The following is a 23,742-nucleotide window of genomic DNA, read 5'->3' as shown; positions in this document are numbered from 1 at the left end:
GGGGTCCGGCTCCGGTGACCCGGGCCCGCGACCGGAGCCCGGAGCGGCGGCGGCTCGCGCCGTCGCTCCGGGCCGGCGGTGTTACGGAGCGGTCTTGACGGTGATCTTGCCGTCGATGATCTCCTGCTTGGCCTTGTCCACCGCGGCGGTGACCTCGGTCATCTTGACGTAGGCCGGGTTGGTGTCGGTGAGGCCGACGCCGTCCTTGTCCAGGCCGTAGCGGATCTCACCGTTCTCCGGCTTGCCGTCCGCGACCGACTTGATCAGGTTGTACACCGCGTCGGCGACGTCCTTGGTGGCGGAGGTCAGGATGCTGTCCTTGTACTGGGCGAGACCGGCCTGCTGGTACTGGTCGGAGTCGACGCCGATGCTCCACTTGCCCGCGGCCGAGACCGCCTCGATCGAGCCGGAGCCGGCCAGACCGGCCGCCGCGTAGATCACGTCGGCCTTCTTGTCGAGCTGGCCCTGGGCGGCGGCCTTGCCGAGGTCGGGCTTGGAGAAGCCGTCGAAGTTCGGCGGCTGGGTCAGGTACTGCGAGAGCACCTTCACCGACGGGTCGGTGTCCTTGACGCCCTGCGCGTAGCCCGCCTCGAACTTCTTGATCAGCGGGGTCTCGACGCCGCCGATGAAACCGACCGTCTTGGACTTGGTGGCCTTGGCCGCCGCGACACCGGCGAGGTAGGAGCCCTGCTCCTCGTTGAAGACCATGTTGGCGATGTTGTCGCCGGTCACCGACGAGTCGTCGATGATGCCGAAGGTCGTCTTCGGGAACTTCGGAGCGACCTTCTTGATGGCCGGCGCGTAGGCGAAGCCCACGCCGATCACCGGGTTGTTGCCGGAACGGGCCAGCTCGGTCAGCCGCTGTATCTTGTCGGCGTCGGCCTCACCGTCGGACGGCTCGGCGTCGTTGCCCTTGAGCTTGAGGTCCTTCTCGGCCTTCGCCAGACCCGCGTACGCGGCGTCGTTGAAGGACTGGTCACCGCGGCCACCGATGTCGTACGCGATGGCGGCGCTTTTCTCCTTCGAATCGGACGCGGCGTCCGACGAGGAGGTGTTGCCACACGCGGTGGCGCTGAGCGCGAGCGCCGCGGACGCGACGCCCACGGTGGCTATCCTGGTGATCCGGCGCAAGGGAGGCTCCTTCAAAGCGACCTAAGCGCCTCTTCACGGCGCTGGTTTCGCCGCGATCGTAACGCGCGTAGATGTCAGTTAAAGCCCTGTACGGAAGCCGTTATCGGATCGTCGCGAACAGGCGGTGCGACGTCCGATTACGGGAAGGGGCACGGCCGGTTACGAACGGTCGCCGTCGAGGAGCGCGGCGGCGGTGAAAAGCTCCACACCGACCTGAATCGCCCGTTCGTCCACGTCGAAATCCCCCCGGTGAAGATCGCGCCGGGCACTGTCGCCCGGGGTCCGTACGCCCAGCCGTGCCATCGCTCCGGGGACCTGCTCCAGATACCAGGAGAAGTCCTCGCCGCCGAGGCTCTGCTCGGTGTCCTCGATCGACTGCGGGCCCCGGCGCGCGATCTGGGCGTCGCGCAGCAGCTCGGCCGCCAGCAGGTCGTTGACGACGGGCGGCACCCCGCGTACGTAGTTGATCTGCGACTTGGCGTGGTACAGCGCGGAGATCTCGTCGATCGCGGCGTGCACCAGGTCCGGCGCCTCGCGCCAGGACTTCAGGTCCAGGCAGCGGACGGTGCCGGACAGCTCGGCGTGCTGCGGGATCACGTTGCAGGCGTGGCCGGCGGCGATACGACCCCAGGTGAGCGCGAGCCCGGACCGGGCGTCGACGCGGCGGGCCAGCAGCGCGGGCACCTCGGTGGCGACCTTCGCGGCGGCGGTGACCAGGTCGGTGGTCAAATGCGGGCGCGCGGTGTGGCCGCCGGGACCGTCGAGGGCGACTTCCAGCCGGTCGCAGGCAGAGGTGATCGGGCCGGTGCGCAGGCCGATGGTGCCGACGTCCACGCGCGGGTCGCAGTGCACCGCGATGATCCTGCCGACGCCCTCCAGGACGCCGGACTCGATCGCGTCGAGCGCGCCGCCGGGCAGGACCTCCTCGGCGGGCTGGAAGATCAGCCGCACCGGGTGGGGCAGCAAACCCTCCCGGTCGAGTTCGGCCAGGACCAGACCCGCGCCGAGAACGGCGGTGGTGTGCACGTCGTGCCCGCAGGCGTGGGCGCGGTCGGGCACGGTGGAGCGGTAGGCCACACCGGTCTTGGTGTCCGGGATGGGGAGAGCGTCGATGTCCGCGCGGAGGGCGAGCATGGGGCGTACGCCGGTCGCGCCGTCGCGTGTGCCGATGTCGCAGAAGAGCCCGGTGCCGGTATTCAGCACCTGCGGCGCGAGCCCGGCCCGCTCCAGCCGGTGCCGCAGCGCGGCGGTGGTACGGAACTCCTGGTTGCCCAGCTCCGGGTGCATGTGCATGTCGCGGCGGAAGGCGATCAGCTCGGTACGCAGCGTTTCGGACAACGTGCCGGGCAGCGCCGCCGCGCTGGACTCACCGGAGAGGGCGGCTTCGGACTCGCGGGACATCAACTGGTTCACCTGTTGAAGGGTAGGCCCCCCGAGGGGGCAACTGCCCGACGATCAACAAAACTTAGGCCCGAAAGGCGTAAGAAAGCGGGCCGGAAGGCGAGTGACACATCGCCGTGGCGGGTAAACTCGCCCATCCGTCGCGGAGCGGTGACGGAGAGTGTCGAATCCGTCCAGAATCCGGACGCCTGTCGCAGCCCGTCCGTTTCCCGGCCGGTCCGTGTCGCGTACGGGCCCGGCTGCCCCGAGGCCGTACGGAGCGGGCTCCCCCGCTCCGGTGGAACCGCCGCACCGCGCCTCGCGGCATCGGCAACGACCTGTCCGCGCACGGACCGCGTGCCGGCCCTCCCACACGTGGAGCACCGAACACCCGTCGACCGGACGCCGATGCCAACTGCCGCCCGGTCACGGGCACTTGTCGGTGACGGCGCCGATACGCGTCGTGGCGCGGCGGCCCAGCGTCACTCGATGCGGCTCAACAGCCTTCCGGCCGAGGGCGGCGGCGGAAATCTTGTCGTCAACCGGGACGATCTCGGCCGTATCGGGAACGACGCGTACGACCTGCGGGTCCGGCTCTCCAGGGACGGCGACCACGCGCGTCCCGCCACCCACGACGCGGCGATCGCGCTGACCAACGGGCAGTTCACGAGCGGTTCCGCGCTGCTCAAGGTGAACGACCGGTGGCAGACCCATCTCAAGACGCTGCTGGACGCCTGCGCGCGGATCTCGAACCATCTGGACTTCACCAAGGCGCAGCATGCCAAGGACAACGTGAAGATCGAGGGTGACATCACCCCGATCTCGGCACTGCCGGATTACATGAAGTAACGCACCACGCGCGGGGAACGACGGGGGAAGTTCGGCATGCTGACGTACAAGGACATCATCAACGCCCCGGTGGCGAAGCTGAAGGCCGCCGCCGACGGCTGGACGGAGATGACGGCCAGGGCGGACAAGGCCGCTTGGGAGGGCGTGAACGCGGGCGTCACCAAGGAGTTCATCGCCAAGACGGCCAAGGAGTTCAAGGACGCGGCGGCCGAGGCCAGGGGCGTGACGCAGATCCTTGACGACGGCTACGCGGCCATCAAGACCGCCAGGGACCAGTTGCTGAACATCCGGGACCACGAGGGGCCGGCGGCCGGGATCCACGTGGACGCCAAGGGCAAGGTCACCGCCCGGGACTCGGTCCAGGAACTCACGCCGTACCAGCGCGCCCATGACCCGGACTACCAGGAGACCCTCCAGCGGGAGAAGCAGAACATCGCCGCCTGGCAGGCGAAGATCGACCGCATCGTCGACAACTGCGACGACACCGACGTTGCGTTCAAGAACGCCCTTGAGGCCAACGTCACCGACCGCAAGGACTTCAGCGGGCCGACGTACAGGAAGCTGGACCAAGAAGAGGCCGCACGAGCCGCCGCCCTGGCCGGCAAGGGCCGTGACCTCACCCACACCGAACTCCAGGCTCTCAACGAACTACTGGCGGACAACAGCAAGTCCGTCGAGTTCTCGAAGAACTTCTACGAGAAGCTCGGCCCGGAGAAGTCCCTCGCGTTCTTCGGCGCGCTCGCCACCGACACGACCGCAAGGCGAACGTAGAAGTCCCTGGAGAAAGTTCATCACCCCTTACAGCAAGGCCCTGGCCAAAAGGACACATCGGGTAAGAACGCCCGCTTCTCACACCCACGCGTCCTCGCGGACCTATACTGATTCGTATAGATCAACTTATACGGATGGGGTGACAGGGTGCTGGAGAAGCCATCATGGGTCGTCGCCCGGGAGCCGGAGTGGCGCGTCCTGAACCAATTCCTGCTGGCCGACGACCCGCATCTGAGGCTGGGGCTGCTGTCCGGCCGCAGACGCCACGGCAAGTCGTTCCTCCTGCGCGCCCTCACCGAACAGGCCGGTGGGTTGTATCTGACCGCCGTCCGGGAAGAGGGCCGCATCGCGGCGCTGCGCCGGGCCACCGCCGCCATCGCCGCCTACGCCGGGCTCCCGGACGCGACCGTCGAGATCGGGGACTGGGAACGGATACTGTCCACGGCGCTCGACCAGGCCGCCGCGCGAACGGCCGTGCCTCTCCTCGTCATCGACGAACTGCCCTATCTGCTGGAGCACTCCCCCGAGATCCCCGGCATCCTGCAGAAGCTCTACGACGATTCCCGGACCGGCACGGGCAGCTCCGCCCGGGGGCGGATCATTCTGTGCGGTTCGGCGATGAGCGTCATGCACGAACTCCTCTCCGGCACACAGCCGCTGCGTGGGCGAGCCGCCCTGGACATGCGATTGTCCGCGTTCGACTACCGGGCAGCCCGGCGGTTGTGGTCCGTCGACGATCCGGCTGTCGCCCTGCGTCTGCACGCCGTCCTCGGCGGGGCACCCGGCTACCGGCAACTGGTCGCCACTGGCACACCCACCTCCGAGAGCACCTTCGACACCTGGGTGGTGGACAACCTTCTCAGCCCCGGCATCGGGGTCTTCACACGCACCGAGACCGAGTACTTGCTGCGCGAGGATCCCCGCATCACACGCCGCACCCTCTATTACGACGTACTGACGGCGATCGCCCGCGGAGCGTCCTCACCGACGAAGATCGGCGGCCTGATCGGCAGGGAACGGACAGCGCTGGCCCACCCGCTGGACGTCCTGCAAAGCTCTGGATACGTCGTCAAGGAACAAGACCTTCTGCGGGGCCGGAACACAAGCATCAGACTCGTGGACCCGGTGATCCGGTTCAACCAGCTCATCGCGGTCCCCCGGGCCGACCTGATCGACCGCGGTCGCGCCGACCAGGCATGGCGGGCCTCGTCTTCGACATTCCAGTCGAAGATCCTGGGACCGCACTTCGAAGAACTCGCACGCCAGTGGACCGGGAACTACGCCCATGAACTCCTGCCCGGCTTCGAATTGGGGTCGATCGGCACGACCGTAGTGCCCGATCCCAGAGCAAGGACCGCGCACGAGGTCGATGTCGTCGCGCTCGATCTGAACAGCCGCCCGCAGCAGCCCGGGGCGGAGATCCGACTGCTCGGTGAAGCCAAGGCGACCATCGAGCAGCGCGGCACACACGATCTCGCCCGGCTGGAGCACATCCGCGGTCTCCTGTCCGGACAGGGCTACGGCACGGAAGGGACGGTCCTGACCCTGTTCTCGCTCAACGGCTTCTACCCGGACCTGCGGCGCGCGGCCGAGCGTCGTTCGGATGTGGCGCTGGTGGATCTGGCTGCCTTGTACTGAGCGCGGGTCGGGTGGGGCGCGCGGGCCTGCCCACCGAGCCCGAGGGCGACGAGCGCCCGCAGAAGAACGCCTACGCCACCCTCGCCCACTCCTTCGCCCTGGCCCAGGCGAAAGAACTCGGCTGCGATAACAACGGCGGACTGAAAACCAAGCCGTCCCTCATCCCGGCGTCGTAGCCGCGACGCAGCGGGCCGCGACGCCGAAGTGGTCGACGTCGCGGTGGTCCGGCGGGACGGCTGCCCGCCCCCTTACGCGGAGGCAGGCAGCCTCGGCAGCCTGTGTACGTCCCTGGCCGTACCCGTGACGCCCGACAGGAAGCCGTGGGCGCGCGGTGAGGCGTTGGACTTCAGCCACTCCGGGGCGATGTCCCAGACCGCCACCCGTACGCCCGTACCGGCGAGTGCGAGCGGCAGTGTGTGGACGACCGTCGACGGGAAGCTGAGCACGGTCGACCCGATCGGGCCGCGCCGGGCGATCAGTTCCAGCGGCAGGTCGGGGCGGACGATCTCCAGGCCCGTCTCCGTGGCGAGCCGGTGCAGCTTCTCCACGCTCTCCCTCCGGTGCGCGAAGTAGCGCGTCGCACCGTGGGTACGGGCGAGCGAGCCGACCGCCGTCACGTACTGCTCCAGGTCGACCACGCCCGTCTCGACCAGTGAGGTGCCGACCATGTCGGCGCCCTTGGCGATCCGGGGCGGCCCGAAGGTGGCCTTGGTCCACTCGAAGGTGTTGGCCGTGACCGTGATGCCGGGCGCCGCCTCCACCGGCATCGAGGTGAAGACCTCGACGCTGCGGGTGCGCGACGGTGTGAGCCGGCGCCGCGCGACGGCGGAGACCGGCGCGAGCACCAGCTCGCGCGGTCCGCGCCGGCCGCCCCGCCGGTGCCAGCGCACCAGTGGTTCACCGTGCACGAGTTGCGCGATGAACTCCATCGTCGCCGTCCCGTCGTCCACGACGGTCAGCTCCTTGCTGCTGACCAGGGTCAGCAGCAGCTGTACGTAGCGGGAGAACGGGTCGCCGATGACGATCCGCTCCGCCTTGCGCAGCAGCGGAGCCAGCTCCCGTATCGTCCGCAGCGGCGCGCTCGCGCCGCCGCGGGCCTCCTGCCAGCGCACGGTGAAGCCCGCGTCGCGGGCCAGCTCGGCCATCCGCCGGAGCTGGCCGCGCGACATGGGGTCGGTGGGCGACAGGACGACCACGGTGAGTTCCGCGCCGGTCGCGCTCGCCCGCGCCCACTCCAGCACGTTCAGGAGCTGGACCGGGCTCTCCACGAATGCGATGGCGCTGGGCGAGGGGCTGCGCACCCCGGAGGGACGGCTCATGGCTGTCAGACCGCCACGGGCTGTGCGCCGTCCGTGGCCTCGGCGACGACACCGGTGACCCGGCGGAGCTTCTTCATCGGGCCCAGCTCCGACTCGTAGACCTTCTTGACACCGTCACCGAGGGACGCCTCGATGGTGCGGATGTCGCGGACGAGGCGGGTGAGGCCCTGCGGCTCGACGGAGGCGGCCTGGTCGGAGCCCCACATGGCGCGGTCGAGCGTGATGTGGCGCTCGACGAAGGCGGCACCGAGGGCGACGGCGGCGAGGGTGGTCTGGAGACCGGTCTCGTGGCCGCTGTAGCCGATCGGCACGTTCGGGAACTCGGCCTGGAGGGTGTTGATGACCCGCAGGTTCAGCTCCTCGGCCTTGGCCGGGTACGTCGAAGTGGCGTGGCAGAGAAGGATGTTCTCGCTGCCCAGCACCTCGACCGCGTGGCGGATCTGCTTCGGCGTCGACATGCCCGTGGAGAGGATGACGGTGCGGCCGGTGGCGCGCAGGGCGCGCAGCAGCTCGTCGTCGGTGAGGGACGCGGAGGCCACCTTGTGGGCCGGTACGTCGAACTTCTCCAGGAACGCGACGGCCTCGGTGTCCCACGGGGACGCGAACCAGTCGATGCCGCGCTTCTTGCAGTGCTCGTCGATGGTGCGGTACTCGTCCTCGCCGAACTCGACGCGGTGGCGGTAGTCGATGTACGTCATCCGGCCCCAGGGGGTGTCGCGCTCGATGTCCCACTGGTCGCGCGGGGTGCAGATCTCCGGGGTGCGCTTCTGGAACTTGACGGCGTCGCAGCCGGCGTCGGCGGCGGCGTCGATCAGCGCGAGCGCGTTGTCGATGTCGCCGTTGTGGTTGATGCCGATCTCACCCGTCACGTAGACGGGGCGGCCGGGGCCCGCGGTGCGGGTGCCGAGGGTACGCAGACGGGAGTTGGTGCTCAGCAGGGTCATCTGAGTGTTTCCTTAACTGGTCGAGATGTCGGCGGTTGCGCCATGGGGGGTCGCGGGGGTGTTGACGTCCAGACCGGGACCGAGGAGCCAGGTGGCGATCTCGCGGATCGCGCCGGCGCCGCCGGGGGTCGTCGTGACGGCACGCGCCGCCGCGCGTACCGCGTCGTGAGCGCTCGCGACGGCCACCGGCCAGCCCGCGAGCGCGAAGCACGGAAGGTCGTTGACGTCGTTGCCGACGTACAGCACCCGCTCGGGTGTGACTCCGTGCTCGTCGCACCACTGCTTCAGTGCGAGGTCCTTGCGGTCGATGCCGTGGAGCACCGGCACGCGCAGCTTGCGGGCGCGTGCGGCGACGACCGGGTTCTGCTCGGTGGAGAGGATGAGCAGTTCCAGGCCGGCGCGGCGGAGGGCGGCGATACCGAGGCCGTCACCGCGGTGTACGGCGACGGTCTCGCGGCCCTCCGAGTCGACGAGCACCCGGTCGTCCGTCTGGGTGCCGTCGAAGTCCAGGACGACCGCGTCGATGTCGGTGCGGCCGGGGAGCGCGGGGGTGTCGAGGAGCGGCGCGAGGGCGCGGGCCCGCTCCAGATCGTGCGGGTCGTCGATCTCCAGCACACGCTCGGGGTCGGTGCTCACCAGTTCGGTACGCCCGAAGAACCGGTGTCCGGCCTCCCGGAAGCCCTCGGCGCGCATCGCGTAGGCGGCGCCGGTCTCCAGGAACTCCTGGGGGCGGTCCTGCCTGCGGGGCCGGTTCGACTTGTCGTGGTTGACGCCGAAGCCGTCGCTCTCGGAGCGCCAGATGAAGCCGTGGGTCGGTGCGACGGTCAGCGCGCTGTCGGCGCCGCCCTCGGTGACGGCGGACACGACACCGTCGAGGTCGCCGGGGGTGATGAAGGGGCTGGTGCACTGCACGAGCAGGACCACGTCGGTCCGGTACGCGGCGCCGCGCATCGCGCCGTAGGCGTCCATGGCGTGCAGGACGGCGGCCTCGCTGGTCGCGGTGTCGCCCGCGATGGCGGCCGGGCGCAGCACGACCTCGGCGCCGGCGGCGCGGGCGGCGTCGGCGATGGCCGCGTCGTCCGTGGAGACGACGACGTCGGTCACCTTCCGGGCGGCCAGGCAGGCGCGGACGGCGCGCACGACGAGCGGGATGCCGCCGACCTGGGCGAGGTTCTTGGCGGGGACGCCCTTGGATCCACCGCGGGCGGGGATCACGGCGAGGACGGTCATGGACGGTTCTCCTTGGTTCACTGCGTGCTCTTGCCGCGCGGGGTGCTCGCCCGCCGCGCCGTGTGTCGCGCCGTCGGCCGCGCCGTGCGGCGCCTGCTCGGCCCAGCCGGACCACCCGTAGTCGGCGAGTACGTCGGCCGGCAGGGGCCGGCGGCGTACGCGGGGTGCGGAGGCGGCGCTCGCGCCCGGCGGGCCGGGGGTCACAGCTCGCCCATCCGGCGGATCACCGGGGCCACGCGCTGGACCCCGTGGCGGTAGGCGCCGCGGGCCGCCGCGCGGACCGTGTCGCGGACGACGCGGCGCACGCCGGTCGCGCCGGCCGCCGTGCCGCGGTTGGCCGCCGTCAGCGGGGTGCCGTCGGGCGCCAGGTGGTAGCGGGCGAGGAGGCCCGGCAGATAGCCGGGCGCGGTGGTCGCCGTGTAGTACGGGGTGATCGGCGGCAGTTCAGGGTCGGCCAGCAGCTTCGCGACGCGCTGTCGGGCGATGTCGAACGCGGAGGCGTAACTGCCGTCGGCGGCGACGCCCTGCCGGTCCGCCCAGACGGGGTCGGCCTTCGGCCGCTGCCCGCCGTCGAGCTGGTCCCAGGAGGCGAGGCAGCCGGAGCCGATGAAGTGGTGGTTGCCGAGGGGTTCGCGGATCCCGAGGTCGGTGAGGATCGCGGTGGGGATACGGCGGTGCAGGGACTCCAGCGCCGCCGTGGAGGAGACGGTGACCAGCAGGTCGGTGCCGTCCAGGACCTCGCCCATGTTCCCGTACACCAGGCGGAAGTTGGGCGGCAGGCCGCCGGGCACCTTCTCGGCGAGCCGCTGGTACGGGTACTCCTCGACGTGGGTGGTCTGCTCCCCCACGCGGCTGCGCAGTTTGAGCAGGACCTCGCGGCGCGGGTGCAGCCTCGCGTGCTCGACGAGCCGTCGCAGCAGGTACGCGCGGTCGGCGCGGGTCAGCGGGACGGACGGCTGGGCGGCGAAGACGACCGTGTCCCGGTCTTCTTCGGGGGCGTACCGCGCGCCGCCGAGGAAGGGCAGCGCAGCCTCGGTCACCGAGTCGGACGAGGCGCCCACTCCCTCGTACACGGCGCGGAAACGCTGCGCGTCGTGGCGGGAGTTGGCGAGGACGATGTCCGCGCCGTGGCGCAGCAGCAGTCCGTCGGACAGCTTCTCGTAGACGACACCGACGTAGCCGGTGACGAGCGCCGGCCGGTCGGGCAGGTCCAGCGCGGATATGCCGTGCAGCATCGCCTGGACGGCGCCGCCGACCAGGGCGAGGACGACGACGTCGTACGTCTCCTCGCGCAGGACGTCCAGGAACTCCGTCCCCGTCATCTCGCGCAGCGCGTCGGCCTCGGCTCCCACCTCCTCAAGCTGACGGGCGGTGGGTGTCGCCCGTCCGCGCAGCAGGAAGCCACTGAGCTCGATGTCACGGTCGTCGGGTGTGATGCGGCGCGCGGTGAGCGCGCCCCACTTCCACCGTGTGTCGGAGTCGGCGAGCACAGCGACCCGGACCGCTTGGCTGTTACGTGATGGCACGTGTTGGACGTTAGGAAGGCATTCCGATTGGCGGCCCAACGCAACAGCAATAAAGGGTTAACAGAGGGTCGACAGCGAGCGAAATGGCCCGGGAACGGACTGGGTTAACCGTTCCGCCATCCGTCGTTCACCTTGCATCCTCGCGAATGTCGGAACGAATGACGGGCCGCCGCCTAGCGTCACCGAGGTGGTGAAGCTCTCTGTCGTCGTGCCGTTCTACAACGTGCAGACATACGTCCCCGAAACCCTTCGAAGCCTTTTCGCGAACAGCCGGGAGGATTTCGAGTTCCTGCTCGTCGACGACTGTTCGACCGACGGCACCCCGGACCTGCTACGGAGGGCGGAGCGCGAACTGCCCGGCGCGGTCCTACTGACGCACGAGAAGAACGGCGGACTGGCCACCGCGCGCAACACCGGTCTCGACGCCTCCCGCGGTGAATACATCACCTACCTCGACGGCGACGACTGGGTGGTGCCGGGCTATTTCGAGCAGTTGCTGGCCACCATCGAGGCGCTGGGCTGCGACTTCGTCCGTACGGACCATGTCCAGTTCACCGGCCGCGCCCGGACGGTGCACCGTGTCCCGGTGGGCCCGCGCGGCACGGTCCTGAAGCCGCGCGAGACGATCCTGCCGGCCGACAAGACGACGTCCGTGGACTACGCGTACGCCTGGGCCGGCATGTACCACCGGCGGCTCGCCGACCAGGGGCTGCTGCACTTCACCGACGGACTGCGGACCGCCGAGGACCGGCCGTGGATCTGGCGGCTGCACCGCGAGGCCGAGTCCTTCGCCGCCGTGGGGATGCTCGGGATCTTCTACCGGCGCGGTGTCGCCTCGTCGCTCACCCAGATCGGCGACGTACGCCAGCTGGACTTCATCCGCGCATTCGACCAGGTGATCGAGGAAACAGCGGCGGACCCCGAGGGCGAGCGGTTTCTCCTCAAGGCCGTACGGACATATCTGGCCATCATTTCGCACCACTTGGGGGCGAAGGACCGCTTCGAACCAGCGGTGGCACGGAAATTGCGCACGATGAGCGCCGCCGCCATGAAACGGCTGCCGCAGGACGTACTGAAAGAAGCACTGAACTCGATGGACCTCGACCGCTCCACCCAATTGCGCAGGCTGCGCAGGCGCCAGGGCGCGACCGGGACGGCGGCGGCCTGATGACGAACTCCCTCTCCCCCCGCCGCACGACGCGCGTCTTCTACGCCTCCACCCTGTACGGCGCCGCCACGCTGGTCGCCGCGATCGACGCCGGGCTGTACCCGGCCGTCGACCGGAGCGTCCTGGTCGTGAGCAACAACGCCGGTACGCCCGAACTGACCCCGGCCGTCCATGAGATGCCCGGCTTCGCGCGACTGCGCGACCGCTTCGACTCCGTCCTGTCGTGGAACGAGACCATCGCGCCGTTCCACCCCGGCGGCTGGGTCCCGCGCGAGGACGACCTGCCGATCTGGGAGCGCCATCTGCGGCTCGCGTGGGGCCTGGGCGACGACGCGGTGGAGCTGATCCTCGAATCGATCCAGGTCAGCCCCGCGCTCACGCTCGCGGAGATCTTCACGGCGGCCCCGATCGAGGTGTACGCGGACGGGCTGATGAGCTACGGCCCCACCCGCAACCGGCTCGACCTCCAGGTCGGGGCGCGCATCCGCCGGCTGCTGCACCTCGATCTCGTACCGGGCCTCGTGCCGCTGCTGCTCACCGAGTTCGGCGTCCCCTCCGAGACGGTGCCGACGCCGGCGTTCCTCCGGGTGCTGGACCAACTCGCGGAGAGCGCACAGGACTTCGAGACCCCCGACGTGGCCCCCGCGCTGCTGCTCGGGCAGTACCTCTCCATGCTCGGCCTCATCACCGAGCGCGAGGAGGAGGAACTGCACCTCACGATGGTGCGGGGCGTCGTCGCACTCGGCCATACGCGTGTGGTGTTCAAGCCGCACCCCACCGCTCCGGCCATCTGGTCGCGGCGGCTCGAGGAGGAGGCGGCGAAGCTGGGCGCCGAACTGACCGTGCTGGACAGCCCGGTGCTCGCCGAGGTGCTGTACCGCCGGCTGAAGCCGGCCCTGGTCGTCGGCTGCTTCTCGACGGCGCTGTTCACGGCGTCGGCGTTCTTCGGCATCCCGGTGGCCCGCGCGGGCACGGACCTGCTGCTCGATCAGCTCTCGCCGTACCAGAACAGCAACCGGGTGCCCCTCACGCTCGTGGACGCGCTGGTCCCGCCGCTGGACGACGACGGTACGCACCGTCCCGAGGCGCACCCCGCCGAGCTGGTCACGGCCGTCGGTTTCGTGATGCAGCCGCAGATGCACCCGCGGCTGCGGGCGGCGGCGGAGAGCTTCCTGGCCGGACGGCTGGACCCGCACACCCTGCGCTACTTCAAGCGGCGCAGGCTGACCACGCTCGGGCTGCCGGGCGCGGTTGGCCCGCAGCTCGTCCGGATCCCGCAGAACGCGGCGGCGCAGCGCGTGGTGCGCCGGGCGCGACGGCTGCGCCGCGCGGTACTGCGGTTTCGCGCGTAGAACCCCCCCTTGTCACTCTTTTGGAGGGTGGTAAACCTTTGCTGCATTTGGCGTAATTTTACTGAAGATTACGTTCTCATCCGCTTCTGCCGCGTTGATAGCCACGTGGAACCACGTGAACTCTGGGATCGGAACAGCGTCCTCGCCGAGGCCTTCTGCGCCAGCGACGAGCATGTGCGGCAGGCCCAGGCCGTACTGGACGAGGCGCAGGCGGAGCGGAGCCGGACGCTCGCCGCGTTCGCCGTCACCGTCGGCAACGACGGTGCGGTCGCGGATCTGATGGGTCTGCCGGAGCGCGAGGTGCGGCTCGCGCGGCGGACGGTCGGCAAGAGCGACGCGCGCAACGTCGCGGAGGAGCTGCTGGACCGCTACCCGCAGGCCCACACCCAGCCGATCCCGCAGGCGCAGCCGGCCGCCGCGCCGACGACCGCGCCGGCCGCGCAGCAGCCCGCGCAGCCGGCGGAGGAACCGTACGCCGAGCAGCAGATGTATCAGCAGCAGGCGCAGGTGCCGCCGGGCACCCAGGCGGAGGTGAATCTGCCGCATCCGCGCGACGGGGCGGCCCCGCTCCCGGAGATGGCCCACCACCAGGACTCCGCGTCCCCGGTGCTCCACACGGCCGAGACGGAGAACAACCCGGTGGTCTGGTCGTCGAGCATGGACTCGGTGCTGCTCTGGAGCTGGCAGTCGGGCCTGGACCTCCAGACGGTGGCGGGCGAACTGGGCCTGGACATCCGGGCGTTGCTGATGCGCGTGCAGGCCCTGGCCGACAACGGGATGCTGAATCCGTCGTCCACCCAGAGCGCCGAGGCGAACCGGGCGGGGCGGCACCGCAGGCACCACGAAGAGGCGACGTACGCCGGGCTGTTCACCCCGACGGCCACGTTCCCGACGCAGGTGCACTACTGACGGAACGCCGTCCCGCGTCGTACGGGCCGAGAAGCCCGTACGACGCCGGATGACGCCGGATGACGAAGCGGCCTCAGCCGCCCAGGATCGCCCGCAGGTCCGCCGCGTTCGACTGCGTCACCTTCCACAGCTCCTGCTGCCTGCCGTGCACATCGGCCACCGAAGCGGCGTGGTCGTCCAGCAGCCCCAGCGCCCGCTCCGTGAGCAGCGCCCCGAGGTTCCTGTCGTGGACCGAGACACCCCACTCGGGCCGGTCGATGTCCGACAGGAAGTACGCCATCTTCGGGTGCGAGATCAGCGAGATGATCGGCGTGCCGCAGCCGAACGGGATCATCCCCGCGTGGCCGCGCATCCCGATGACCAGCTTCGTACGGGCGTAGGTGTCCCTGATCGCGTCGTTGTCGAAGTCGTACATCGGGATGACCGGCAGCGAGACGTCGTGCTCGCGCCGCAGGTCGAACGCGATCTTCTCGTCGTCCAGCGAGTGCGCCACGCACTGGACCTCGGTGTGCTCGCCCAGCGCCCGTACCGCCTTCGCCATCTCGGCGAGGAAGTGCGCGTAGTCGTGGCCGAAACGCAGCCCCGCCCGGTCGTACGCGGCGTTGATCATGACGGTGTTCTCGCGCTGACCGGGGGCCGGGTCGCTCCAGCCGTCGACCAGTTGCCGGGTGACCGTGGTCGGGCAGGGCTGGAAGCGCACCTTGTCCTGGAGCGAGGCCGGCAGCAGGGCGCGGACCTTCTCGATCGAGCCGTGGTTGCGGAGCGCGAAGAAGGCGCTGCGCTCGACGAGTTGGCGCAGGGAGGAGTTGAAGCGCCCGGCGCGGTAGGACTGGCCGTCGAAGGCGTTGAAGCCGACCGCGTACACCACGACGGGGACGTCGATGCCGTTCAGGTGCTCGTCGGGGACGTTCCACTGCCAGGCGCTGTTGCCGTTCGGCGCGGTGTCCGGGATGAAGAGCCCGCCGCCGCCGATGACCAGGCCGCGCCGCTCGTTGACGCGCTCCAGCGCCTCCTTGTCGAACAGCCGGTGGGCGTGGATCGAGTGCCAGCGGGCCGGGCCCGTCTCGGTGTCGGCGCCGCCGTTCGCGCCGGTGCTGGTGCCGACCGCGAGCCGTACGGACTCGGGCAGCAGCTTGTCGCCCGCGTTGCCCTGCTGCGGCATGTAGAAGGCCACATGGGCGAGTTGGTCCTCGGGCGAGCCCTCGCGCGGGGCCGGCAGGTCATGGCCCCGGGTGCGCAGCCGCATCAGCCGGTTGGGCCGGTGCGTGGGGTCGACGGCCAGGCCCTGCATGGCGTACGCGTGCGCCGCCGCGTCGTCGCCGTGGATCCAGGCGATCTGCGCGAGCCGCCCGAAGGACGTCGCGGCGCGGACGGGTGAGCCCGCCGCGAGGTGCAGCTGGACCTTGGCCTCCTCGTAGCGCGACACGCTCATCAGGGCGTGTCCCAGCACCTCGTGCGGCCATGTGTCGTCGACCGGGATGTGCACGCTGCCGAGGATGTCGGCGGCCTCCTGGAAGCCGCCCGTGTTGATGTGCGCGTGCGCGACCTTGCGGGCGCTCTCGACGTCCCCGGTGCGCTTGACGTGCTCGGTGCCGTACTTGATGACCAGCTCGTGGTGCATGGTGCCGGACACGGCCATGTACGCGGCGTAGAACTCCGCGTCGCTCAGCTGGAATTCGCGCCAGCGGTCCTCGGCCTGGGTGTATCCGGCCTCGCCGCCCTGCCACGGCTTGTGGCGTCCGGTGAAGTGCAGGATCGCGGTGTCGTCGGGGACGGGCTTGTCGCCGGAGAGCCGCCGCTTGACGAAGTTGTAGCGCGAGTCGAGCTGTAGGAAGTCCCCGTCGAGCACGGAGTTGAGGATGCCCTGGTCGTGCTTGTCCAGCTCGTAGTCGCCGCTGCGGCCGGTGGCGTCGATCCGCGCGCAGAACTCGTCGCTCAGGTATTCGCGCTGGATGACCAGCAGTCCGCTGTTGAGCTTGTGCTGCCCGTAGAAGAACTGCGGTACGGCGGCGAGTCCTTCGCGCAGCTGGAGCAATTCGGAGAGATCACCGAGGACGACCATGTCGGTGTCGAGCGTGATGATCGTGTCGTAGTCGCGCAGCCGGAAGACGTCGAGGATGAAGTACGCCTTGCGGACCAGGTAGTTGTCCTGGTCGCCCTTCTCGTAGCTGTCGTAGCGCGCGGCGTCGACACGGTGGAACCGTACCCGCGGGTGCAGTGCCCGGATCGAGGCGACCGACTGGGGCCGCAGGTCGTCGTGGAGGACGACGAAGTCCTCGCACACACCGGGGTTGGACAGCGCGAGGCTGCGCAGCAGCGCCAGGAAGCCGGGCAGATAGTTCTCGTCGACGAAGGACGCGAAGGCCAGACGCCGTTTGCCGGTCAGGGCGTTGGCGGACAGCGGCGCGTCGGCGGCGGCAGCTGGGGCGAGGGGGGTGGCGGTCATCGCAGGGAGATCCTCGTGTCGGTCACGCTCTGGGCGCGTTCCATGACCCACGCCTTTTCGCTGGTGTACTCGTGCACGGACGTGATGGGCATCCGCATCGCTTCCTTGAGGCGGTAGGCGCCGCTCTCGTAGAAGTCGAAGCCGATCAGGTCGAGCTTCGGGCTGGCGTCCAGGAAGTCCAGCAGCCAGAGCATGTTGAAGCCGCTGGTCGGGATGGCGGGCCACTGTTCGTTGCTGACACGGCCGATGTTGCGCAGCGGCCAGCGCAGCGACTCGTCGTTGACGTAGGTCTGGGCGCCGGGCACGAGCCGGTTGCGCAGCGAGTTCTTCCAGTCGCCGCTGAGGCCGCCGAAGATCAGCCGGGTGGTGACCTTCTGGTCCCAGTTGAAGCCGTGCTTGTGGATGGAGGCGTGGATGTCGGTGCGCCTGCCGGTGGCCGGCGCGTCGATCTTGTACGAGTTGAAGCGGACGACCAGGTCGTACGCGTCGATCTCGGCGCCCATCGAACTACGCCCGACGTTCTGCGAGTTGGCGATCAGACAGATGGACTTGCCCGCGATCTGGTTGCGGAACTCGCCGAGGGTGAGCCACTGGACGTCGCCGAAGGTGGGGTCGGGGACCGGGCCGCGCTGCCGGCCCCGGCGCATCTCGCCGTAGAGCGCGGCGAGTTGGCGGGTCTCCTCGATCGGCCCGCCGTGGGCGAGGCGCAGGTCGAGATACTGCCCGATGGACACCTGAAGGTCCGTCACCGGGCTGTCGTCGCCGCGCATCGCGAGCAGCGCGCCGATCAGCCGCGCCTCGGCGCCGGCGCGGTCGCCCGCGTCGTGCAGTGCGACGCCCTCGGCCCAGACGTCGGTGGCGGGGCCGTCCGCGTACACCGACGCCTGCGGGCAGCCGCGTTCGAGCAGCCGCAGGATCTCGTCCTGCTGCTCGCCCGCGGCGCGCAGACCGGCGATCCGGGGGGCGACACCGAAGCCGTCCTCGGAGGTCAGGTCGAGATAGCGCTCGTACGCGGCGATGGTCGCCGGCTCGTCGCCCAGGGCCTCCAGCGTGCGGGCGCGCAGCCGCCAGCCGGCCCGCGAGTTCTTGCGCTGGGTCAGCACGGCGTCGCTGATGAGCAGCGAGAGCTTCAGCTCGTCGGCGTAACCGGACTCCAGAGCCTTGGTGCCGGCGGCCAGCAGCGCGTCCAGCAGCTCACCGCTGAGCGAGCCGGTCGGCCCGGCGACCACTTTCTTGGCCAGACCCCGGATGAGCGGCGTGCCGGCGGGCGTGGCCGGGGCGCTCTCGTCGGAGCCGGAGGCGTGGGCGGCGAGCACGAGGCGCAGCTTCTCCGCGAGTTCGGAGCGCTTGCGGTCGAGGCTGCCGACCATCTTCCCGCTGTGTACGGCGCAGGCGCGCAGACACACGTCCAGCTCGGTCGGCGTGATCCGGTCCCCCCGACCCGGCACTTGTCCGGCCCCTTCGGGCGGCCCGGTCGGGCTGTCCCCGTCGCGCGGCCTGAGCCATCGGTTGCGGACCTTCGTCATGGTGCTCCCAAGCGTCTGTCTGCCCGCGATCAGGTTGCGGGTCGGGCGACAGGCTAGGAAACCCGCGCGACGGGAAGGTGAACTGACCGCGTCGACAGAAGGAACGAGTGGAGCCCGAACAATGGTCGCGGCGGCTGCTGCGGGGGGCGTACGGCTAGCTCTTGACGTACGGCGGCTCCGCCGCCTTTTCCGGCTGGGACACAGCCGACGTCGTGAGCGCGGGGCCGCCCTCTCGGCGCGTTCGCCCAGGTCCCAGACCTCGACCCGGCCCTCGTCGGTCAGGCAGGCGGCCCGGCCGCCGTCGGGCGACCAGGCCCACGCGGTGTGGTCGGGCGTGTAACTGCCGGCCGGGCGGAGCGCCGGCTCCAGGTCGTAGTGGTGCTCACCGGTCGCCCCGACCACACTCACGCCCGGACGCGCCCCCTCGTCGTTGCCCGCGGGCACAACGACGGCCGGCCGTCCGGCCGGACCCCAGGACAACAGCGCGGTGCCCGGACGGGCTGCGCGCGTGGCGAGCGGTTCCCCGGTCACCGCGTCGCTGAGCACCAGCTGACCTTCGCGCTGGTGGGCCAGGTGCCGTTCGTCGGGACTCCAGGCCGGGAACGGGCCGCCCATGTCAGAGGCGTCGGCCGACCACTGGATCATGTGCCGGTCGGTCTCCCAGCCCACGCCGCCGGGCACGCCGTCGATGACGTTGACGCAGCGGCCGGTGGCGACCTCCCAGATCTGCAGCACCCCACCGTCGTCGAAGTCCTCCCCGACCCCGCTCCCGAGCGCCAGATACCGGCCAGGGGCTGAGTACGTGAGTCAGCACCCGACCACGGTGCGTGTCGGCATGGCACGGCCCCGCGCCGTACGCCTTGATCTTTGCGGTCGCGTGGTGATGCACCTCCGTCACGCCGTGCGCCCGCTCCAAGTCGGCCCATCCGAAGCCGGAGAAGCGGGCGGAGCAGCGTCACTTGAGGATTTCCAGCATCCGGTCGCCCAGGACCGCTGCCGAGGCCGGGTTCTGCCCGGTGACCAGGTTGCGGTCCTCGACCTTGTACGGCTCCCAGGTGGGGCCGCGGCTGTAGTTGACCCCGACCTTCTGCTTCAACTCGGTCTCCAGCAGCCACGGGGCCCTGGGGGCCAGCCCGACGCCCTCCTCCTCCTCGTTGGCGAAGCAGGTGACGTTGAAGCCCTGGAACGGCGACTCGCCGTGGATCCTCGTCGCCAGCATCGAGGCGGGTGCGTGGCAGACGATGAACAGCGGGTTGCCCGAGGTCAGTTGCTGCGTCAGCAGTCGTCCGCAATCGGCGTCGAACGCCAGGTCCGACATCGGGCCATGACCGCCCGGCAGGTACACGGCGTCGTAGTCCTCCAGACGGACGTCCGACAGTTGCAGCGGCCGGCGCATCACCTCCGCGGAACGGATGATGGCCTCCAGCTCAAGCGCGCTGTCGTTGCCGCCGACCATCTCGGGCCGCAGGCTCATCATGTCGACGTTCGGGGTCACGCCGTTGGGCGTCGCGACGACGACCTCGTGGCCGGCGTCGGTCAGAATCTTGTACGGGTTCGCGAACTCCTCGGCCCAGTAGCCCGTCGCATACCTGGTGCCGTCCGTCAGCACCCAGTAGGTGGCTCCGCTCACGATGAAAAGTACCTTGGCCATGGCGAAGGTCCCCTCTCGGACGCGTATGTCACGGTCCTGCGGGACGACCCGTGAAACGGGCTCGCCGCAGCCGTTTTTCCCCTTCCACCAATTTAGTCCCACTGGTTAACACGCGCGCGCCGAGTCGCAGCCCGTTCTGGGCCGTGCTCACCGCGACGGTCGGTCCGTCATGGTCTGCGCTGGTCACGCAGCAGCATGCGGAAGGTCACCGACACCCGTCGTCCGCGCGGGACACGGCCCGCGGCGCCGGGGTCGCTCTTGCGCGCGGCGATGGCGTGGCGCCAGGTGAAGCGCGCCGGGCCGGTCATGACCAGGAGGCTGCCCGGCGCGAGCGGCACCGCCAGCTTCGTACCGTCCTCAGGGTTGCTGAAGTCCATGAGACAACTGGAGCCCAGCGAGATCGCGGCGATGACCGGGCCGAAGCACGGCAGGCAGTCGACGTGGGCGCTGATCCCCTGGCCGGGTTCGTACTCGTTGACGATCACCTGCTCCGCGTCCCCGTCCATCAGCCCCTCACCCACCAGCCGGGCGGCCAACTCCCCTGCCCACACGGGGATCGGCGGCGCCGGCTCCTGGCGGTCTGCGCGCACGCTGCGGCGACCGTAGTCGTACCGATGGCCGTAATGCTGCACGCGCCGTTTCAACTGCGCCGACCACGGTGCCGCGTCAATGTGCGAGAGCAGAGCCTCGCCGGTACCGGGGCTGAGCCAGTCGGCGACGTAGCGCAGTCCTGGCACGGCGACGGTACTCGGGCTGGGGCTGGGGCTCGGGCTGGGGAAGAGAGTTGGCTGGGGGGTCTCAGACATGGCTGCACACTAACCAGACGACACATCGCGTCTCACCGTTTGATGATCGGCCGGAAGGCGTCCGACACACCGGACTTGGAGGTGGAGACGAATTCGTCGCCCGGCCCGACATCGATCCCGTAGTACTCGTAGCGCAGAACGCTCGGGCAGCTTCCGCCGCTGATCTGCACCTGGCGCGGGTTGACGCGCTTTCCGGCGCGCAGCTCGTAGACCTTCAGCGGGATCTTGACCTTGAAGAAGGTCACTTGGTACTGCGCGGACTTGTCGTCTTCGTACAAGCACGTCTCGACCGCGGCCCCGTTCTTCGCCGCGCCCGCGCAGACCACGAGCGCCGCCTTCGCCGGGTTCTCGGTACGCCAGGAGCCGGGGAGTTGGTCGGTGTAGTCGGTGTCGCCGAGGAACAGCGCGCGGTTGGAACCCTTGCGGTACGGCGGGGTGCCGCTGTACTTGGCGGGTGCGTCGCAGTATCCGGACGTCGTGCTGGACGTGTCCGTGATCAGTGCGCGTACCTGGTTCAGTTCGATGGCGAGGCCCGCCTTCTTCACACCGCCACGGGCCTCGTCCGAGCGGGCGTCGTCGGGGTACGCGTCAAGGAGTTGCTGGTAACGCGCCCGTGCCTGCTGCCAGCTGTCCTCCCCGATCAGGTCGTCGCCGCATCCCACCAACGCGGCGGGTTCCGTACGTATCGCGGCGTCGGCGGACCGGTCGAGTACGTCACGGGTGGGCTCGCGGTCGCGGAGCCAGCCGGTGAGGTCAGCGGTGTCGTGCGCGTCGACGCGTACCAGCACGGTGGTCAGGAGACCCGGACCGCGCGGCGACCGACGTCTGCGCCCGCACCGGCGGCATCCTCACCCGCGCCGCCTGGGAGGAGCAGTTGCCGGAGGTCGGGTACCAGGAGGTGTGCGAGGGGCATTAGGGACTGGCCGCACGCCGGCGGCACCCATGCAGCGACGCTGAGACTCGCCGTTCAGCAGCGTGTCAGATGGCCAGTGCCGCGGATGTAGCCGGTTGCGCCCCCGTACTCCGAACACTGGACATCGAACGTCACGACTTCGGCTTCTCGTAGGTGAGCTGGAACTTGGTGAAGCCGAAGCCGGACCGCACCGGGATCTCGGCGGCGCCGCGCAGCAGGATCCCGCAGTCCGCGTCCCGGCACGCATTGACGTCGGAGCCGTCAACCGCGCGCAGCGGGGTGGGCGAGGGCTTCTCAGGGGTCGGAGATCCAGCACTGGCCCTCCTCGTCCCAGACCACTTGGGGATATTTGATCGGTGTCCAGGCGTCCTCGTCGATGCGGGCGATGGTGGCTTTGACGGAGGCGTTCATCCGCATGGTGATGGAGAAGCGGGCACCCAGGGCCCGGCAGGCGTTGATGACGTCGGCGCCGTAGAACGCGGAGTCCGCCCGCAGCACCAGCATGCCGCTGGCGCCGCAGGCGCGTGGGGTGCGGATGGTCTCAGCGACGAACGCTGCCGCCCCGCGCGCGGAGTTTCGAGGGTCCCTGTATCCGTATCCGGCGCCCTGTTTGGCGTAGCCGTGGGTGCGGCGGATGGTGTCGTCGATGTCCACGTAGGCGGCCTGGTCCGCGCCGGGCAGCAGCGGGGTGTGACGGGCCAGTTCGTGCAGGAACCGGCGGGCCACGGCGTGCAGTTGCTTCACATGCCCGTGGGTGAAGGAGCGCAGGAACGACCCCAGCGTGGACGGGGCCCTCACTCCGGAGAACAGGCGGCCCATCGCGCCGTGCCGCAGCCGGTCCATGTCGTCGATGCTGTCGGCGCCCGCGGCCATGCCGTCCTTCGAGGCGGGCAGCCGGACGTGCTCGCCGGCCAGCTTGAGCAGACCGCACCACTCTGCCAGCCGCACCACCGGCTCCAGCCCGCCGTACGCGATCAGGTTCGGATCATCGAACGCGGATGAGACCGCCGCCGCGGCATGGGAAGACTGCATCTCGGTAGTGCCTTGTCGATCGTGCCTGATGTGGTCCTAGAAAAACCCCATCATCGCAGGTCGCAAGGCACTTCTTCGTTTCTGGGTGAACCATCCACCGGCATCAAGCCGGGGCGATCCGGACTCAGCGCACCAGGGAAGGGGGGTTCTGACAGTACCTGTATCACCAGGGTCTCCCCGACGTTCCAAACGCCTGTCAACCTGGTTGAGTCGAAAGCGCCGACAACACTCCATGGAAACGCACTGCAGCTTTACCATCATCATTCAATTCAGCTGCCCCGAATACGCGACCGTGTCGGCGCATTCTTTTACGACAGAAGGGACGGAGACCAATGGCGGACAACCAGTTCACCACTCACACAGAACTTTTCGATCTGAGGGGAAAGTACGCCCTTGTCACTGGCGGCACCAGAGGCATTGGGATGATGATAGCGCGCGGCCTTCTCCAGGCGGGCGCCCGCGTCGTCATCAGCTCACGCAACGCAGACACGTGCGCGGAGGCACAGCGTCTACTGTCCGAATTCGGCGACGTGCGAGCAATCCCCGCCGACCTGTCCAGGCACGACGAGTGTCAGCGCCTCGCTGATCTTGTCCAGGCCGATTCGGAACGCCTGGACATCCTTGTCAACAACGCGGGAGCGATGCGGCGCGAGCCGCTGGAGACGTTCCCGGACGAGGCCTGGGATGCAGTGCTCGACCTCAACCTCAAGTCGCCGTTCTGGCTGGTGCAGGCACTGCTCCCGGCACTTCGTAAGGCGGGCACCGCCGATGATCCCGCGCGGATCATCAACATCGGCAGCATCGCCGCCATCCACGTCGCCGAGTCGCCCAACTACTCGTACGCCAGCAGCAAAGCGGCACTCCATCAACTCACCAGGGTACTTGCCAGGGAGCTGGGCCCACAGCACGTCACGGTGAACGCGGTAGCACCGGGAGTGTTCCCGTCGCAGATGATGGACTCCACGCTCGATGCCATCGGTGACACGATCGCGGCGGCGGCCCCTCTGCGCCGGCTCGGCCGCGACGACGACATGGCGGGTGCCGCCGTGTTTCTCGCCAGCCGGGCTGGGTCCTACCTCACGGGCGCCATCATCCCGGTGGACGGCGGCACCGCAACGACCGCAACGGGTATCCATTAGAGTGCGGGACGG

Annotated in this window: 19 protein-coding genes and 1 pseudogene; 8 read left to right on the top strand and 12 right to left on the bottom strand. The window is 69.6% G+C overall.

All coding sequences use genetic code 11. From position 1 onward, the window contains the following. Positions 1-81: 81 nt before the first annotated feature. On the bottom strand, positions 82-1,131 hold the full coding sequence (locus ACIBLA_RS01545) for a BMP family ABC transporter substrate-binding protein (RefSeq protein WP_363243710.1): 1,050 nt from the start codon (positions 1,129-1,131) through the stop codon (positions 82-84). Between the two features lie 159 nt (positions 1,132-1,290). Continuing rightward, positions 1,291-2,532, bottom strand: a complete 1,242-nt coding sequence (locus tag ACIBLA_RS01540) for an amidohydrolase (protein WP_399197581.1) — start codon at positions 2,530-2,532, stop codon at positions 1,291-1,293. Between the two features lie 468 nt (positions 2,533-3,000). Between ACIBLA_RS01540 and ACIBLA_RS01535 the strand changes: the two genes are divergently transcribed. The 4 genes and pseudogenes from ACIBLA_RS01535 (at position 3,001) to ACIBLA_RS01520 (ending at position 5,945) form a co-directional block, all read left to right on the top strand. Next, positions 3,001-3,360: a hypothetical protein gene (locus ACIBLA_RS01535; protein WP_399197498.1), complete on the top strand. Its 360-nt coding sequence runs from the start codon at positions 3,001-3,003 to the stop codon at positions 3,358-3,360. A gap of 36 nt (positions 3,361-3,396) precedes the next feature. After that, positions 3,397-4,113, top strand: a pseudogene (locus ACIBLA_RS01530) (hypothetical protein); the annotation flags it as partial. A gap of 165 nt (positions 4,114-4,278) precedes the next feature. Next, entirely contained in the window at positions 4,279-5,769 is a 1,491-nt protein-coding gene (locus ACIBLA_RS01525) for an ATP-binding protein (RefSeq protein ID WP_363243708.1), read from the top strand. An 11-nt stretch (positions 5,770-5,780) separates the two neighbouring features. Beyond that, on the top strand, positions 5,781-5,945 hold the full coding sequence (locus tag ACIBLA_RS01520; protein ID WP_363243707.1) for a hypothetical protein: 165 nt from the start codon (positions 5,781-5,783) through the stop codon (positions 5,943-5,945). 72 nt (positions 5,946-6,017) lie between these two features. On the opposite strand, the gene ACIBLA_RS01515 is transcribed toward ACIBLA_RS01520, so the two are convergent. From ACIBLA_RS01515 to ACIBLA_RS01500, 4 genes are all read right to left on the bottom strand, one after another. Beyond that, positions 6,018-7,088 (bottom strand): hypothetical protein, encoded by a 1,071-nt coding sequence (locus tag ACIBLA_RS01515; protein ID WP_363243706.1) that lies wholly within the window; start codon positions 7,086-7,088, stop codon positions 6,018-6,020. 5 nt (positions 7,089-7,093) lie between these two features. After that, positions 7,094-8,032, bottom strand: coding sequence for an N-acetylneuraminate synthase family protein (locus ACIBLA_RS01510; RefSeq protein WP_363243705.1), 939 nt, complete (start codon positions 8,030-8,032; stop codon positions 7,094-7,096). 12 nt (positions 8,033-8,044) lie between these two features. Beyond that, on the bottom strand, positions 8,045-9,262 hold the full coding sequence (locus ACIBLA_RS01505; protein ID WP_363243726.1) for an acylneuraminate cytidylyltransferase: 1,218 nt from the start codon (positions 9,260-9,262) through the stop codon (positions 8,045-8,047). 200 nt (positions 9,263-9,462) lie between these two features. Beyond that, a complete protein-coding gene (locus ACIBLA_RS01500) occupies positions 9,463-10,788 on the bottom strand; it encodes a DUF6716 putative glycosyltransferase (protein WP_363243704.1) in 1,326 nt (441 codons plus the stop codon). A 187-nt stretch (positions 10,789-10,975) separates the two neighbouring features. On the opposite strand from ACIBLA_RS01500, the gene ACIBLA_RS01495 reads away from it, so the two are divergent. From ACIBLA_RS01495 to ACIBLA_RS01485, 3 genes are all read left to right on the top strand, one after another. Beyond that, complete coding sequence (locus ACIBLA_RS01495) at positions 10,976-11,956, top strand: glycosyltransferase family 2 protein (protein ID WP_363243703.1); 981 nt, start codon at positions 10,976-10,978, stop codon at positions 11,954-11,956. Continuing rightward, positions 11,956-13,308 carry a polysialyltransferase family glycosyltransferase gene (locus ACIBLA_RS01490; protein ID WP_363243702.1) on the top strand — a complete coding sequence of 451 codons (1,353 nt, stop codon included), beginning with the start codon at positions 11,956-11,958 and terminating at the stop codon, positions 13,306-13,308. The genes ACIBLA_RS01495 and ACIBLA_RS01490 overlap by 1 nt, the downstream gene beginning before the upstream one ends. Before the next feature lie 105 nt (positions 13,309-13,413). After that, on the top strand, positions 13,414-14,217 hold the full coding sequence (locus ACIBLA_RS01485) for a hypothetical protein (RefSeq protein ID WP_363243701.1): 804 nt from the start codon (positions 13,414-13,416) through the stop codon (positions 14,215-14,217). A 73-nt stretch (positions 14,218-14,290) separates the two neighbouring features. Here the strand turns inward: ACIBLA_RS01485 and ACIBLA_RS01480 are convergent, their stop codons facing one another. The 6 genes from ACIBLA_RS01480 to ACIBLA_RS01455 form a co-directional block, all read right to left on the bottom strand. Continuing rightward, a complete protein-coding gene (locus ACIBLA_RS01480) occupies positions 14,291-16,663 on the bottom strand; it encodes a glycosyltransferase (protein ID WP_363243700.1) in 2,373 nt (790 codons plus the stop codon). Next, positions 16,660-18,924 carry a hypothetical protein gene (locus ACIBLA_RS01475; RefSeq protein WP_363243699.1) on the bottom strand — a complete coding sequence of 755 codons (2,265 nt, stop codon included), beginning with the start codon at positions 18,922-18,924 and terminating at the stop codon, positions 16,660-16,662. The genes ACIBLA_RS01480 and ACIBLA_RS01475 overlap by 4 nt, the downstream gene beginning before the upstream one ends. Positions 18,925-19,144: 220 nt before the next feature. Continuing rightward, on the bottom strand, positions 19,145-19,840 hold the full coding sequence (locus ACIBLA_RS01470; protein WP_363243698.1) for a type 1 glutamine amidotransferase domain-containing protein: 696 nt from the start codon (positions 19,838-19,840) through the stop codon (positions 19,145-19,147). Between the two features lie 167 nt (positions 19,841-20,007). Continuing rightward, entirely contained in the window at positions 20,008-20,646 is a 639-nt protein-coding gene (locus ACIBLA_RS01465) for an alpha-ketoglutarate-dependent dioxygenase AlkB (protein ID WP_363243697.1), read from the bottom strand. A 32-nt stretch (positions 20,647-20,678) separates the two neighbouring features. Further along, the gene (locus tag ACIBLA_RS01460; RefSeq protein WP_363243696.1) at positions 20,679-21,434 is read right to left on the bottom strand and encodes a hypothetical protein; all 756 of its coding nucleotides are present in this window, start codon (positions 21,432-21,434) and stop codon (positions 20,679-20,681) included. A 419-nt stretch (positions 21,435-21,853) separates the two neighbouring features. After that, the gene (locus ACIBLA_RS01455) at positions 21,854-22,591 is read right to left on the bottom strand and encodes a hypothetical protein (protein ID WP_363243695.1); all 738 of its coding nucleotides are present in this window, start codon (positions 22,589-22,591) and stop codon (positions 21,854-21,856) included. 332 nt (positions 22,592-22,923) lie between these two features. On the opposite strand from ACIBLA_RS01455, the gene ACIBLA_RS01450 reads away from it, so the two are divergent. Continuing rightward, the gene (locus ACIBLA_RS01450; protein ID WP_363243694.1) at positions 22,924-23,730 is read left to right on the top strand and encodes an SDR family oxidoreductase; all 807 of its coding nucleotides are present in this window, start codon (positions 22,924-22,926) and stop codon (positions 23,728-23,730) included. Positions 23,731-23,742 lie beyond the last annotated feature (12 nt).

Origin of the sequence: Streptomyces sp. NPDC050433 (assembly GCF_044458565.1) — a bacterium.
In the GTDB taxonomy this organism is placed as follows: Bacteria; Actinomycetota; Actinomycetes; order Streptomycetales; family Streptomycetaceae; genus Streptomyces.
The sequence above is the reverse complement of the archived record's forward strand: the minus strand, read 5'-3'. Positions and strand labels throughout refer to the sequence as shown.

Coding starts and splice junctions, on each gene's coding strand:
- ACIBLA_RS01450 (WP_363243694.1), top strand. CDS start 22,924: ATGGCGGACAACCAGTTCACCACTCACACAGAACTTTTCGATCTGAGG.
- ACIBLA_RS01515 (WP_363243706.1), bottom strand. CDS start 7,088: ATGAGCCGTCCCTCCGGGGTGCGCAGCCCCTCGCCCAGCGCCATCGCA.
- ACIBLA_RS01470 (WP_363243698.1), bottom strand. CDS start 19,840: ATGGCCAAGGTACTTTTCATCGTGAGCGGAGCCACCTACTGGGTGCTG.
- ACIBLA_RS01465 (WP_363243697.1), bottom strand. CDS start 20,646: ATGTCTGAGACCCCCCAGCCAACTCTCTTCCCCAGCCCGAGCCCCAGC.
- ACIBLA_RS01490 (WP_363243702.1), top strand. CDS start 11,956: ATGACGAACTCCCTCTCCCCCCGCCGCACGACGCGCGTCTTCTACGCC.
- ACIBLA_RS01480 (WP_363243700.1), bottom strand. CDS start 16,663: ATGACCGCCACCCCCCTCGCCCCAGCTGCCGCCGCCGACGCGCCGCTG.
- ACIBLA_RS01455 (WP_363243695.1), bottom strand. CDS start 22,591: ATGCAGTCTTCCCATGCCGCGGCGGCGGTCTCATCCGCGTTCGATGAT.
- ACIBLA_RS01540 (WP_399197581.1), bottom strand. CDS start 2,532: ATGTCCCGCGAGTCCGAAGCCGCCCTCTCCGGTGAGTCCAGCGCGGCG.
- ACIBLA_RS01505 (WP_363243726.1), bottom strand. CDS start 9,262: ATGACCGTCCTCGCCGTGATCCCCGCCCGCGGTGGATCCAAGGGCGTC.
- ACIBLA_RS01535 (WP_399197498.1), top strand. CDS start 3,001: ATGCGGCTCAACAGCCTTCCGGCCGAGGGCGGCGGCGGAAATCTTGTC.
- ACIBLA_RS01510 (WP_363243705.1), bottom strand. CDS start 8,032: ATGACCCTGCTGAGCACCAACTCCCGTCTGCGTACCCTCGGCACCCGC.